This window comes from Wenyingzhuangia aestuarii (assembly GCF_011927765.1).
In the GTDB taxonomy this organism is placed as follows: Bacteria; Bacteroidota; Bacteroidia; order Flavobacteriales; family Flavobacteriaceae; genus Wenyingzhuangia; species Wenyingzhuangia aestuarii.
Genome location: NZ_JAATJG010000002.1, coordinates 107619 through 122069, shown reverse-complemented (window position 1 = coordinate 122069; position 14451 = coordinate 107619). Strand labels below are relative to the sequence as shown.

Here is a 14451-nt window from a genome sequence, read left to right as displayed (position 1 = left end):
AACTATAAAGCTCTAACAATCAACAATAAGCATTTTTTTTATTTTTAGGTCTATTTTTTAAGTGTGAATACTTAAAAGACTGATTGTTATTTTGTTGATAACTTTTTAATATATGCATTTACAACACACAGATAACTTATGTTAGTAAAATAGCAATCCCCAATAAAATAAGGGGCTAGAATGAAAATAGAGTTCAAAAAAAGAGTACACAATTGAACAATAGAATAACAAAAAAAAAAGTCAATAACTTGTACATTGATTTTTGAGTCTAAAAAAACATCTTTTTTAACTTTATAAATGTCAACACCTATTGTGGAGACCACTCAAAAGAGTGAAATTCATAAACTTTATGTAATATGGTAAGAATTAAACCCTTACAAAAGACCAACCCGCAAGACCTGACCGCGGAAAAAAAATTTTATGCACAAGCAGTAGCAACAGGAACTACTGATTTAGAACGATTGGCTTATTTAGTCTCTAACCAAAGTACGGTAAGAGAAGCCGACTGTTATGCTGTAATACTTTCTTTGGTTCACAACATTGTGGACGAATTAGAACAAGGAAAAATTGTAAAACTAAACAAGCTAGGCTCCTTTCAAGTAGGTATACGTTCCTTTCCGTCTGAAACGGAAAAAGAAGTGACAGCAAGTACCGTTAAATCGGCTCATTTAAATTTTAGGCCCGATGTAAAACTACGCAACATGTTAAAAAATGTAAGTTTTACCTTAAAATAGGACTAGCACCCTTTTTTTATAGCGTTTTGGCTTTATAGCACTAAAAAACCTCGATTGTTACAGCAGTCGGGGATTTTTTTTATCCTTAACCACATTAAAATCCACCGCTTGAGCAACCAAAAAGAAACGTTGCTTTTAAACAACTTCAATGCTCAAACACTCCAACTGCACCTTTGCTCTTTCACAAAAGTAACGTTGCAAAAAATAAATTCAACGGTGCGGTTGTAAAAACAATCAAAAAAGTGGATAATCACCTTGTTTATAGACCTAAAAAAAACTCAATAAAAGCTGGACTAGCACCCTTTTTCTATTGAGTTTAGACTTTTTAGCAACTAAAAAACCTCGATTCGTTACAGCGAATCTACCCTAAAATTAAACTATAAATATAATTTGTGCAATTTTATTTAGGGTTCATTGATTGAATTTGTGATTATTGGTCTAAAAACACACCTTACAAAACAAACAAATACAACCTATACCTCACTACTACCAACATGGATGAACCTAGCAATATTTGCGATTTAGCAGCCAACATCTGAGTTTATATTTCTTATTTTTACCCACCTATGAACTGGAACCATTACATTAAAGATTTTACTCAATACCTGCTTATAGAAAAAGGTTTAGCAGAAAACACCATTGTAAACTACAAAAGAGACTGTAAAAAGTTAGCTGATTTTCTTAAAGAAACAGACCTTAGTCCTGTAAACATACTTGCTCCTGACATACAAAACTTTCTATATAACTACTCCAAAACACACAAAGCAAGATCACAAGCTAGATTAATCTCAGGACTATCTTCTTTTTTTGACTATTTACTAATTGAAAAGTACCGAGATCACAATCCTATGGAACTCATAGAATCTCCCAAAATAGGCTTAAAATTACCCGATACTTTATCCGAAGAAGAAATCAACAATCTTATTGATGCCATCGATCTATCGCATCCGCAAGGAGAACGAAACAGAGCTATTTTAGAAACCCTATACGGATGTGGTTTGCGTGTAAGCGAACTCATCAACCTAAAAATTTCTGATTTGTACTTTGACGAAGGATTTATTAAAGTTACCGGAAAAGGAAACAAACAACGTTTAGTTCCCACCAACCTATTTACAGAAAACATCCTTACAAACTATATAAATACCGAAAGAAATGTAAACCCTCCTAACAAAGGACAGGAAGACATTTTGTTTTTAAACAGAAGAGGAAATCAACTCACACGAGTCATGATTTTTACCATCATAAAGCAACTCGCAGAAAAAATAAACCTTAAAAAGAAAATTAGTCCACACACGTTTAGACATTCTTTTGCTACACATTTATTAAATGGTGGTGCCGATTTAACAGTGATTCAAGCCTTATTAGGGCATGAAAGTATTACCACTACAGAAATCTACTTACACATAGACAAAACCAAGCTTACCGAAGTTGTGAATAAATACCATCCTAGGGCTAAGAATAGTGAGTAGTGATATTAAAAAAAGCCGATTTTAGAAATTTCTAAAATCGGCTTTATATTCATTAGTTATAAACAATACAACGATTGTTGATAAGTTTATTTGGCCACATTTACAGCTCTCGTTTCACGAATTACAGTAATTTTCACCTGACCTGGATAAGTCATTTCTGTTTGTATTTTTTGAGAAATGTTAAATGACAATTCAGCTGCCTGCTCATCACTTACTTTTCCACTTTCTACCAAGACACGTAATTCACGTCCTGCCTGAATGGCATAGGCTTTTTGTACTCCATTAAATCCAAAAGCTAAATCTTCTAAATCTTTTAATCTCTGAATATAAGAGTCTAAGACTTGACGTCTTGCTCCTGGTCTTGCTCCTGAAATAGCATCACACACCTGAACAATAGGGGCAATCATGGTTTTCATTTCAATTTCGTCGTGGTGTGCTCCAATGGCATTACACACATCTGGTTTTTCACCATATTTCTCAGCCCACTGCATTCCTAAAATTGCGTGTGGTAATTCACTTTCTGTATCTGGCACCTTACCAATATCGTGTAATAAACCAGCTCTTTTAGCTGCTTTTACATTCAATCCTAATTCAGCAGCCATCAATCCACACAAGTTTGCAACTTCTCTAGAGTGCTGTAACAAGTTTTGTCCATAAGAAGAACGGAACTTCATACGTCCCACAGTTTTAATCAACTCAGGGTGTAATCCGTGAATTCCTAAATCTATAACGGTACGCTTACCAACCTCAATAATTTCTTGTGTAATTTGTTTCTCGGTCTTTTCAACCACCTCTTCAATTCTAGCAGGGTGAATACGACCATCTGTTACTAATTTATGTAAAGACAAACGAGCAATTTCTCTACGCACAGGATCAAAACAAGATAAAATAATCGCTTCTGGTGTATCATCTACAATAATCTCTACACCTGTAGCTGCTTCTATCGCTCTAATGTTTCTACCTTCACGACCAATAATACGTCCTTTTACATCGTCAGATTCAATGTTAAATACAGATACACAGTTTTCTATAGATTGTTCTACTCCAACTCTCTGAATGGTATTTAAAATAACTTTACGTGCATCTTGTTCAGCAGTTAATTTTGCTTCTTCAATGGTATCACGTATATAAGCCATTGCATCTGTCTTAGCTTCGGCTTTTAAAGAGTCTACTAATTGAATTTTAGCATCTTCTGCAGACAATCCTGAAACAGATTCTAAAATATCAACTTGTTTCTTGTGAAGTTTATCAACCTCAATTTGTTTTTTCTCTAAAATCTCTAATCTGTAGTTGTAATCCGCCTCTTTTTCTTCAATAGTTTTGTTTAATCTCTTATTCTTATCTATCTCTTTATTTAAAGTAGACTCTTTGTCCTTAACACGCTTTTCAGCATCAGATATTTTTTTATCTCTTGACAAAATCACTTTTTCGTGCTCTGCCTTTAGTTCGATAAACTTCTCCTTTGCTTGAAGAATTTTATCTTTTTTAACAGTCTCTGCTGTTAATTTAGCTTCTTTTATTAATGAAGCCGATTCTTTTTCTGCATTTTTAAGAATTTGAGAAGCCTTAAACTTCTCTAGCATTTTTGCTAAAAGATATCCTAATAATAGACCTCCAATTGCAATTAGTATTATAGCTGTACTATTCATTTGTTTTAGTAAAATTTGATATATATAAAAAAACCTACTGAGGTTAGTTTTATAAACTCCAAAAGACATTTTTTAGAACTAACTATGTGATCAAGTATCTGTTCTAGACAGCACGCTTTAACACAATAGACTCATCCTTTTTAAAGATATAGTGTTGAGTTTATCAAACGAAAACCAAAGTAGGCAGTGTTTTTATTTTATGTAAAGAACTTTATTTGTTTAAATACGATTCTAATTTACTATTTATTTTTGAAATTTTAGTAATATTTGCTTCATTTTCTTCTTCTTTCATCACTTTGTTCACCTCTATGACCGATGCAAACTGCAATGCACACATAGCTAATACGTCTTGTTTATCGTTAACTGCATAATTACTTTCGTAATCAGAAATTAACTTATTAATCTTGCTTGCTGCCGCTCTTACCCCTTGTTCTTCTACTGTAGAAGAAACAGATATTGGGTAATTTCTACCTCCAATTGCAACATTAATTTTATAACTATCAGCCATTTTCAAAAGAACTTATGTATTTAATTCTTGAATACATTTATCTATTTCAGCAACTAAAAAATCAATTTTAGCTTTCGTATCTTTCTTATATCCTTCACTGCCTCCTAATGTTTTAGCTATTTTTAATACGTGAAGTTCTTCTTTGTAAAATGCTATTTCGTCTTGAAGACCTCTTTGACTTTGTTGCAATTCAAAATTGCTATTAGACAAAATTTCGTTTTCTTTTTGTAAAAACTCGTAGCGTTCCAGAAGCTGTTCAATATTAGCCTCTAAACTGGCTATAATTTCTTGTTGACTTCTCATATTATCATTGCTAAAACAATACTTACAAAAATAGCATTGTTATTGTGAATTCCAACTTTTTAAAGACTTAATTGCAAAATTCGTTGTTTGTTTTGTTTCTCAGAGTTTTATGGGTCTTTTTTAAGATATTCCTTTATTTTTGTGAGTTCATAAAATCTATCTTTTTGAAAAAAATAAGCTACATTCTACTATTCTTAGGTATTTCTTTATCTTTTGGGCAACAAAAGTACCCACAAAACGACTTTAGAAATCCATTAGACATTCCTATTATTTTGGCAGGTACTTTTGGAGAATTAAGAACCAATCACTTCCACTCTGGTATTGATATTAAAACACAGGCTGTAGAGGGTAAAAAAGTGCACACAGCTAAAGAAGGGTATGTTTCTAGAATTAAAGTTTCGCTGTGGGGCTACGGAAAAGCATTGTATGTAACCCACCCTAATGGCTACACCACTGTGTACGGTCATTTAAAAAAATTTAGTCCCAAAATAGAAGCTTATGTAAAGGCTCAGCAATACAAAAAAGAATCTTTTGAAATTCAACTATTCCCAAGTAAAACAGCACTTCCTATTGCTAAAGATGAAGTGATAGCCTACTCTGGAAACACAGGGGGTTCTACCGCTCCACATTTACATTTTGAAATTAGAGATACCCGAACCAAAAAAATCATCAACCCTTTACTTTTTGGCTACCAAGTTACCGATAATATTCCTCCAATTTTTAGAGGGTTAAGAGCGACTCCTTTTGGAGAAAAATCGGCTATCAATCAAATACCTGTAGCACAAGAAGTGCAAATCAAAAAAATTAACAACAATTTATATGTAGCCGATGAAATTAATGCCATTGGAAAAATTGGCCTTTCTGTAAGAACCCACGACTTATTAAATCACGCTCCTTTTAATAAAAATGGTGTTTACAGTATAGAAATGCATGTAAACGACACTTTGATTTATTATCACAACTTAGAAACCTTTGCTTTTGATGAGAGTAAATACATCAACCTCTTAATTGATTATCCTTACTACAAACAGAAATATAGAAAGTTCCAAAAAACTTATATTGAAAAAGCAAACAAGCTATCTATTTACAAACAGGCTATTAAAAAAGGCTATTTAACCGTTCAAGAAAACGATTATTTTAGAATTGAAATTATTGCCAAAGACATTGCCAACAACCAAACCATTCTTAGAATTCCTATAAAAGGAAACAAGTCTATCATTCCCATTGTTCAAGAAAACACAAAAACACCCTACTTTGTACCCCAAAACAAATACACGGTTTTTAAACAAGGTTTGTCCGAAATTCGTTTTCCTACAAACACTTTTTATCAAGACACGTACATAGACTACAAGTATAAAGGTGATCAAATAACAGTTCACAAACCTGAATTACCGCTTGATAAAAACTATACCTTAACCTATTTTACAGATAGTTTAAGTGCTCATCAAAAAAAGCATGTCTATTTTGCTCAAAAAAGCGGGAAATATTACAACTATGTAACTACCTATAAAAAGGAAAACAAAATATACGCCAATACCAAATACTTAGGAGATTTCTATTTAAAATACGACAGCATTGCTCCTAAAATATACAAACCTAGTTTCTACAACCATCAAAACATTAGCAAACACAAATCTTTGTACATTCATATAAAAGATAACGAAACAGGAATTAAAAACTATTATGCTACCGTAGATGATCAATGGATTTTAATGGAGTATGAACCTAAAAAAAATAGACTTACTTTTGATCTAAATGATTTAGAATCTACGGGTAAAAAACATATATTTAAACTAAAGATTGAAGATTTGCTAGGCAATACGCAAACTTTTGAAGCTAACTTTACCAAATAAACCTATCTGTTTGAAAAATATACTCACGCTCCTTACTATATTCATTAGTTCTGTAACTATTGCACAAACAGGTTTTGTAACAGGTACCATTACCAATCAAAACAAAGAACCTTTAAGTGGAGCTAGCATTACGTATGGAAACAAGGGAACTATTAGTAATGATGATGGTACCTATACCATTGAAATTATAGCTTACGAAAAAACAGTCGTAAAATTCTCGCACATAGGTTATGGATCCGTCATAAAAACCTTTAAAGGCTATAAAAACAAAACCATTAACTACTCTCCTACCCTAAAAGAACAGTCTCAAGAAATTGAAGAAGTAACCCTCAAAAGTTATGAAGCTGCGCAACAAGGAGTCATCAAACTAAAAGCCAAAAAGTTTAAGCGTGTGCCCGGAGCCAATGCTGGAATAGAAAATTTATTAATGACTCAACCAGGAGTTAACAATAGTAATGAACTAAGCACACAATACAGCGTTCGTGGAGGTAGTTTTGATGAAAACCTAGTTTATGTAAACGGAATAGAAATTTACAGACCCTTTTTAGTAAGGTCGGGGCAACAAGAAGGATTGAGTTTTTTAAATTCAGACATGACAGAAAATATCAACTTTTCTGCAGGAGGGTTTGAGTCTAAGTATGGAGACAGGTTATCCTCCGTACTAAATATTCACTATAAAAAACCTACTAAAGAACTTTCTACCGTTAACCTAAACTTACTAGGAGCAAGTTATACCTATGAGAATATTTACTTAAACAACAAGCTTTCTACCTTAATTGGAGCTAGATATAGAAACAATCAATTATTGGTAAATAGTAAGGATACAGAGACTAACTTTAAACCTGTTTTTGTAGACATACAAACTTATTTATCCTACCAAATCAACCCTAAAAGCAGTTTAGATTTTTTAGGAAACATTGCTATTAACAATTACAATTTTACACCTATTTCTAGAGTTACTCAGTTTGGTGGATTGATAAAACCACAAGAACTAGTTGTTTTTTACGAAGGAAACGAACAAGATAACTTTGAAACCTATTTTGGAGCTTTTAGCTACAAATACGAGTTCAATAAAAACACAAACATCAACCTAACCGCTTCTTTGTTCAACACACAAGAACAAGAACATTACGATATTTCTGGAGCTTACAGAATTTCAGAAATAGATCCTACAAGCGGAGAACCATTATTTACCACAGGAGTAGGTTCTCAATTAGACCACGCAAGAAACGATTTAGACATTTTAATTCAAAACCTGAAAGCTACTTTTCAGCACACTATAAACGAACACAAACTAGAAGCGGGTTTAAAATTTCAACAAGAAAACATTAGAGACCGAATTAGCGAATGGACGACTATAGACGACAACGGAATCACACTAAGAAATCCAAATGAGAATATAGAAAACAACCAACCCAATACTCCATTTACAGCACCCATTACTCCTTTTTACAGCGTAAGAGCACAAAACAATGCCGATATTTTTCGTTTTTCTGGATACGCACAATGGAATAAAAAATGGTGGATTGGAAATCATATTCTATGGCATCATGCAGGAATTAGAACACAACTTTGGTATGTAAAAGACAACGTTACTGGCATTCAATCAGACCTTAAACAAACCATCAGTCCACGGTTTAGACTTTCTTTAAAACCCGATTGGAATCATACCGACATGGTATTTAGACTTTCTGCAGGATACTACCACCAACCACCGTCTTACAAAGAACTAAGAAATCCTCAAGGAGTACTTCAGTTTAATGTAGATGCGCAAGAATCTATTCATTATGTGTTTTCTAACGAATATAGTTTTACCAAATGGAAACGTCCGTTTAAAATGACTTCTGAGGTTTATTTCAAACAATTAAACAACATTAATGCTTATACCCTAGACAATGTTAGAATTCGCTACGATGCCAACAACAACACCCAAGGATACGCTGCGGGGCTAGATTTAAGGTTGAGCGGAGAATTTGTTCCAGGTAAAGAAAGCTGGATTAGTTTAGGATTCTTAAAAACCGAAGAAAACACCAATAACAGAGGTTATATTGCCAGACCTACCGATCAGCGTTTTAAGTTTGCCATGCTATTTCAAGACTATGTGCCCAGCAATCCCAACTTTAAAGCCTATTTAAATCTAGTCTTAAATTCTAGCTTACCGGGTGGATCTCCTACCAATGCCAGTGCCGATCCTAATAGCCAAGTAGACCGATACAACTTTCAAACAAGACTAAGACCTTACCGAAGAGCCGACATTGGAGTGGCTTATATTATTGTAGACGAAAATAAAAGATACGAAACCGGTTTTTTAAAGCATTTTAAAGAACTAGATTTTGGTTTGGAGTTGTTTAACATTTTTGACATTAACAACACCACCACCAATACTTGGATTTACGATGTAGCTAGTCAACAATACAACGGAGTTCCCAATGTATTAACGGGTAGAATTTTAAACTTTAAGGTAGGAATGGAATTTTAATTTCTTAATTAGGGTGTTCCCCTTTGGGTCGTGCTTTCCCTACTCGCTTTTTATTTTTATCATCATAAACAAAAACACTTTTTTCTTGAAAACAAAAGGGTCTTACAAAAAAGCTTTTTTGAATACATAAAAAATAAAAGAGCTCAAACAGGCCGGTCAATCACTAACACAATAATTTGTAACAATGAAAATAATACCAAGTGTTATTATTTAACCTATATATTATAAGTAGAGCTTAATCTAATTCTTGTATTTTCCATATAGATTTAGCAGACTTACTTAATTCTTTTTGTCTTGCAATAAGTTTTCTCTCGGACCAAGTTTCATAATTTTCAGGAATAATTTTAGTTAAATTACAATTAGATTTTTCTAATATTTCTTTTTTAAATTCATAATTTGATGTTCCTGCTTTTTGATTTAATCTTTTTTCTAATAACGTTAAATTTCCTAAACGATATATGGAACGTGTAATTTCCTCATTACTAAAACTCCCCCAATTTTCATCAGCACTTTCAGGAAGAATATGCTCTATTGTATATAAATCACTTTCAGGATTTATTTCATTTTGAAATGAAAAATTTTCTATTTTGGAAAAAATATACTTAACAATTTTATGATTCCTTGATGTTCTTTTGAATTGTTTATTAGAAAAAGCATTCTCAAAATTATGATCATTTACATAAATTGATGACAGTTGTAATAGATCTAATGTTTTATTTAAAGTAATATTATTAGCCATCTTATTATAAACTTCTTCTTGATCATTTGGGTTTAATCCTCCAATAATATTATATCTAAAAGAAATAATTACAGAAACCTTAACAAGCTTCAAAAATTCTCGAGAATCTAAATTCTTATATCCAGCAATCAACAAAGAATTAGTTTGTTTTATTTGGAATAAATTTAATTCATTCAGCTGTTTTTTTATTTCTTGATTATCTATCCAATACTCACTTTCTGGATCTTGAATAGCCACGAATAGATCGGCAGTGTCATCGAGATCTCTTATTAACTTGAATGTATCTTCTTTTGTTTTAATTGTATTCCGAATAGTTTTAAACAATTGATTTTTTCTAACAGTTTTATTTTTACTATTCCAATAATAACGTAAATAATCTTCAAATTTTTTATTTCCTAATTTACCAATAATTCGACTCCATAAACTTTCTAATTCTTCTATCTCAGAACCATGAGGATTACTTTCATCAATTACTGAGAACAAATAGTTTTTAAGTAAATCAGAAGACGAAAGTTGTACTCCTCTTGCATTTAGTGTTTCAAAAACTTTAAAAGCATTTAATTGATCTGTTACAGTAATTACTGTAAAAAATAATTTATCAACTATTGTCTCAACAAACTCAGCAACATCTTGTCCACTAGTAAATAATTTCGAAGCTTTATTGTGAAACCATAAAAAACATTCACGCATATTTTTTTCAGAAGAATTCGTATTCCTCAATGGTAAATCTTTTAACAACACCATATTATTCCTATAATACTCATCACCATTTCTGTTTAATTTAAGCTTATTATCTGATATTAGTGTGATTGTATTTAAACTTCCGATGTAATTATTTCGATAGGTTTCAATTCTTAATTTATTATCATCAACTTCAATTTCATTTTCAACAAACTCATTTAAAACTTTTAAAATGGAAAGCATTAAAATACTTAAAGTTGTCAGTCTTTGTTGACCATCAATAACAGTATGTAATTTATTATCAGATGTTTGTAGAACTAGATACCCCATGTAATGTTCATTTTCTTCATCACTAATAATTAATGAAATATCTTGCCACAGGTCATCCCATTGCTGAGATCCCCAACTATAATCTCTTTGAAATTTAGGAATTTCATATTTTAGTCCGCTTCCCATAAGCTTTCTATATGTGTCATTTGAAGTTCCTTGAATTCCTTTCATGTTTTAATTTTTATCGTTATTATGATATTTTTATTATATGTAAAAATATAAACAAATCTTTAATTGATCATAACAATCTTTTTTTATAGTAAAATATAGTTTACCTACTCTACAATAGCATCTTGAATGAGTTGCTGAATATCCGTTCTAATATCATTAGTCCCCAAAGCATTATTAGCCATAGTAGGATAAGTTCTGTTCGATAAAAATACATAAATCAACTCTGTTTTAGGATCTGCCCAAGCAAAGGTTCCTGTAAAACCACTATGTCCAAAACTTTCCATAGACGTGCAATTACACGTACTTTTAACAGCAGCATCACCAGATGGTTTGTCTAAAACCAAACCTCTTCTATTGTCTCTACTTTTAAAATAAGCCTTGTTAAACATATCAAAAGTGTTCTCTCTAAAGTACTTTTCACCTCCATAAGCCCCTTTGTTTAAATACAACTGCATCATTTTAGCAACATCATTGGCATTTCCAAACAATCCTGCATTTCCAGAAACCCCTCCAAACATGGCTGCTGCCATATCATGCACCGTTCCTTGTAATTTTTGATATCTGTAATAAGTATCCAATTCAGAAGGAACAATGCTGTCTTTTGCATACATTTCTAAAGGATTGTACATTAATGTAGAGGCTCCTAGTTTTTTTGTAAACTGATTGTTAAGCAACACATCCATAGGTTGTTGATAATGGTTTTCTAACACTTTTTTAAATAAAAAAAAAGGCAAACCACTGTATTTATAATCTCTGGTTTTACGCAAAGGAGCCACTTTTATTTCCTGATAAATACTATCAATATACTCGTTTTTTAAATACAAGTTTTCAGCAACTTTTAAATCAAAACCTATTTCAGCCTTGTTTTTATACCAAACATCCATGGGCTTTTTAGAAACACTATCTAAGGTTTTTACATAAAAAGGAATCCACGCTTGTAAACCCGATTGATGCGCAAACATATCTATCACCAACAGTTTTTCCAAGGGAGTATTTTTATACATAGGTAACAAATCTCCCAAAGTCTGATCTAACCTATACACTCCCTTTTCCAGAGCTTTTACATACAAAGGAAACGCACCTAATATTTTGGTTAAAGAAGCCAAATCGTACATAGAAGTATTGTTTACTTTTTGTACTGCATCATAGGTAAAGTATCCATACGATTTTTCAAAAACCACCTTTCCTTTTCTAGCCACCAATACTTGCAAACCAGGACTCATTTTTTCTTTAATTACAAGTTGGGCTACAGAATCTATTTTTTTTAGTTGATAAGAATCCATTCCTTCTTCTTCGGGAAAACCATATTGCAAACGTTGCAGTGCTTGAGTAGTAATACCACTTCCTTCCTTAAATCTTTGAGATACCGAAACTGGCAATTTTCCTGTAAAAGGTAACGCTCCAAATAATTGTTGTGCAGCTACCGATTGAAATACTGAATTGTTTTGATATGCGACAACTAAGTTAGAAACGCCATCAAATCCGTTTAATTTTAACAAAGAATATGGGCTTGTAAACACTGTTAATATCACCTTTTTGTAAGATGCCATTTTCTGAATTAATGCAACTTCGGTACTAGATAATTTATAAGATTTCCAAGGATGTTCATCAGATTTATGAACCCCAATAACAATGGTATTGTAATTTTTTAATTTGCTTTTATAGTTTGCAACCGTTAGTTGGTTTATTTCATCAACAGCGGTATATTTTTTAAGAGTTTGCACAAAAGTTCCAGAAACATCATCTCCTAAAGAAACAGATGCAACTTTAAGCGTATCTAATCTTTTTAAAGGAAGTAAATTATTCTCGTTCTTTACTAAGGTAACCGCATTTTCGGCAACTTTTTTAAACAACAAATCGTCTTCTATCGTGTGAATTCTTTGTTGAACATCAATTTTGTTTAATACCTTTTTGTGCTGTAAACCCACACAATATTTAGCCATTAACACTTTAACCACAGAACTATCTAACCTAGCCTCTGTTAGTACATTTTTAAGAATGGCATTCTTAATTGTTTTAACTCCTTTTTCTACATCCACCGGAATTAACAACATATCGTTTCCAGCTTTTAAAGCTTCCAAAGCCACACTATCTGCAGCTGTATAATTAGCCACTCCTTTCATGTTTAAAGCATCAGTAAACACCAATCCTTTAAAACCAATTTTATTCTTTAACAGTCCTGTAACTACTTTTTTAGAAATAGAAGTAGGTCTTCCTTTTTCTGTTTTTAAAGCAGGTACATCCAAATGAGCCACCATAACACTGGCTAAATTAGATTTGACTAATTGTTTGTAGGGATACAGTTCTAAACTATCCAACCTTCCCATCGTAAAGTTTACAACAGGTAATGTTTTATGAGAATCTGAGGCCGTATCTCCATGTCCAGGAAAATGTTTGGCATTGGCCAATACCCCAACACTCTGCATTCCTTGTACAAAAGCTATTGATTTTTGAGTTACATTTTTTTTATTTTCTCCAAAAGATCTATTTCCTATAATAGGATTTAAAGGATTGGTATTAATGTCTACTACGGGAGCAAAATTAATATGAATTCCAACCTCTTTACAATGCTTTCCTATTTGTTGTCCAACACGATAAATCAATGAATCGTTTTGAATCGCTCCTAGAGTCATGTTCCAAGGATAAGCAAAGGACGGTTTGATACGCATAGACAAGCCCCATTCACCATCAAAACCAATAAGTAAAGGAATTTTACTATTCGCCTGATACTCATTGTACAAATCAATTTGTTTTTCAGGAGTTCCTTGCATAAAAATCAAACCCCCAACGTGTTGATTTTGAATCAAACTATTGATTTCCTGTTTGTGTTTGTCATCTTTATTAGAATAGGCTTGTACCATAAACAACTGCCCTATTTTTTCCTCTAAAGACATGTTTTTAAGTATACTGTCTACCCAAACTTTTTGAGCCAAACTATCTTTAGCCACCAAAGGTTGCGCACCTAATTCTACTTGTTGTGAAAAACAATTAGAAAAAACAAAAAAAACAACTACCTGAAAAATATACTTCATAAACAACTCTAAATACTAATTAAAACAACGTGCATGCCAACTATCTTTAGCAGGAACTTCCCACTGAGTTTCTACACCCTTTTTAGTATTTACCATGTTGTTAAAAACAACCGTATTTGGAGTTACTTTGTTTTCTTTTGCCAAAGCAGCAAAATGATTCATTGGAGCAATTACAATTTCCTCACTTTCTTTATAAGCCACAGCTAGTTTGTTTAGCATATCTACCTGAAACTGTACTTGTATTTGTTGTACTAGTTTTACAGAAGCATCTATAGAACATCCCGAAACTTCTACAAAACTTTGGTCTACAGCAATAATTAAAAACTGATCGTAAAGAATGGTAAAACTACCCTTTACGTTTTCTCCGTGTCTAGTCCACTGTTCTACAAAATCAGTAGCCATTTTGCCAACTTGTTCTTGCTCTTGTGCTGTAAACTTTCTGTTAGATTGATATATCCAAACTCTTGCTGTATCTGGTAATGTATGATAAGGTACGTACATAA

Annotated in this window: 10 protein-coding genes and 1 other RNA gene; 4 read left to right on the top strand and 7 right to left on the bottom strand. The window is 32.4% G+C overall.

The genetic code is table 11. From position 1 onward, the window contains the following. The first annotated feature begins 356 nt into the window (after window positions 1-356). Together GGR97_RS02465 and xerD are read left to right on the top strand one after the other, a co-directional pair. Window positions 357-734: an HU family DNA-binding protein gene (locus tag GGR97_RS02465; protein ID WP_167896842.1), complete on the top strand. Its 378-nt coding sequence runs from the start codon at window positions 357-359 to the stop codon at window positions 732-734. Between the two features lie 566 nt (window positions 735-1300). Then, the gene (gene xerD / locus GGR97_RS02460) at window positions 1301-2203 is read left to right on the top strand and encodes a site-specific tyrosine recombinase XerD (protein WP_167896841.1); all 903 of its coding nucleotides are present in this window, start codon (window positions 1301-1303) and stop codon (window positions 2201-2203) included. Window positions 2204-2289: 86 nt separating this feature from the next. On the opposite strand, the gene rny is transcribed toward xerD, so the two are convergent. From rny to GGR97_RS02440, 4 genes are all read right to left on the bottom strand, one after another. Beyond that, on the bottom strand, window positions 2290-3852 hold the full coding sequence (rny, locus tag GGR97_RS02455; protein ID WP_167896840.1) for a ribonuclease Y: 1563 nt from the start codon (window positions 3850-3852) through the stop codon (window positions 2290-2292). A gap of 53 nt (window positions 3853-3905) precedes the next feature. Continuing rightward, a non-coding RNA gene (ssrS, locus tag GGR97_RS02450) (6S RNA) lies at window positions 3906-4012 on the bottom strand. Between the two features lie 51 nt (window positions 4013-4063). Next, window positions 4064-4360, bottom strand: a complete 297-nt coding sequence (locus GGR97_RS02445) for a cell division protein ZapA (protein ID WP_167896839.1) — start codon at window positions 4358-4360, stop codon at window positions 4064-4066. Window positions 4361-4372: 12 nt separating this feature from the next. Next, entirely contained in the window at window positions 4373-4663 is a 291-nt protein-coding gene (locus GGR97_RS02440; protein WP_167896838.1) for a hypothetical protein, read from the bottom strand. A 164-nt stretch (window positions 4664-4827) separates the two neighbouring features. Between GGR97_RS02440 and GGR97_RS02435 the strand changes: the two genes are divergently transcribed. Both GGR97_RS02435 and GGR97_RS02430 read left to right on the top strand, forming a co-directional pair. Further along, window positions 4828-6516 (top strand): M23 family metallopeptidase, encoded by a 1689-nt coding sequence (locus GGR97_RS02435; protein WP_167896837.1) that lies wholly within the window; start codon window positions 4828-4830, stop codon window positions 6514-6516. A gap of 10 nt (window positions 6517-6526) precedes the next feature. Further along, window positions 6527-8995: a TonB-dependent receptor gene (locus GGR97_RS02430; RefSeq protein WP_167896836.1), complete on the top strand. Its 2469-nt coding sequence runs from the start codon at window positions 6527-6529 to the stop codon at window positions 8993-8995. A 235-nt stretch (window positions 8996-9230) separates the two neighbouring features. Here GGR97_RS02430 and GGR97_RS02425 read toward each other — a convergent pair whose 3' ends face one another. The 3 genes from GGR97_RS02425 to GGR97_RS02415 all read right to left on the bottom strand — a co-directional run bounded on the left by GGR97_RS02425 (window position 9231) and on the right by GGR97_RS02415 (window position 14449). After that, the gene (locus GGR97_RS02425; protein WP_167896835.1) at window positions 9231-10916 is read right to left on the bottom strand and encodes a DUF262 domain-containing protein; all 1686 of its coding nucleotides are present in this window, start codon (window positions 10914-10916) and stop codon (window positions 9231-9233) included. Between the two features lie 104 nt (window positions 10917-11020). Beyond that, window positions 11021-13948, bottom strand: a complete 2928-nt coding sequence (locus GGR97_RS02420) for a glycoside hydrolase family 3 N-terminal domain-containing protein (RefSeq protein ID WP_167896834.1) — start codon at window positions 13946-13948, stop codon at window positions 11021-11023. A 15-nt stretch (window positions 13949-13963) separates the two neighbouring features. Then, window positions 13964-14449 (bottom strand): ABC transporter ATPase, encoded by a 486-nt coding sequence (locus tag GGR97_RS02415; RefSeq protein WP_167896833.1) that lies wholly within the window; start codon window positions 14447-14449, stop codon window positions 13964-13966. Window positions 14450-14451: the final 2 nt, after the last annotated feature.

What these genes read in the sequence shown, in the direction of transcription:
- GGR97_RS02445 (WP_167896839.1), bottom strand. Translation starts at nt 4,360, where the DNA reads ATGGCTGATAGTTATAAAATTAATGTTGCAATTGGAGGTAGAAATTAC.
- GGR97_RS02425 (WP_167896835.1), bottom strand. Translation starts at nt 10,916, where the DNA reads ATGAAAGGAATTCAAGGAACTTCAAATGACACATATAGAAAGCTTATG.
- GGR97_RS02415 (WP_167896833.1), bottom strand. Translation starts at nt 14,449, where the DNA reads ATGTACGTACCTTATCATACATTACCAGATACAGCAAGAGTTTGGATA.
- xerD (WP_167896841.1), top strand. Translation starts at nt 1,301, where the DNA reads ATGAACTGGAACCATTACATTAAAGATTTTACTCAATACCTGCTTATA.
- GGR97_RS02440 (WP_167896838.1), bottom strand. Translation starts at nt 4,663, where the DNA reads ATGAGAAGTCAACAAGAAATTATAGCCAGTTTAGAGGCTAATATTGAA.
- rny (WP_167896840.1), bottom strand. Translation starts at nt 3,852, where the DNA reads ATGAATAGTACAGCTATAATACTAATTGCAATTGGAGGTCTATTATTA.
- GGR97_RS02420 (WP_167896834.1), bottom strand. Translation starts at nt 13,948, where the DNA reads ATGAAGTATATTTTTCAGGTAGTTGTTTTTTTTGTTTTTTCTAATTGT.
- GGR97_RS02465 (WP_167896842.1), top strand. Translation starts at nt 357, where the DNA reads ATGGTAAGAATTAAACCCTTACAAAAGACCAACCCGCAAGACCTGACC.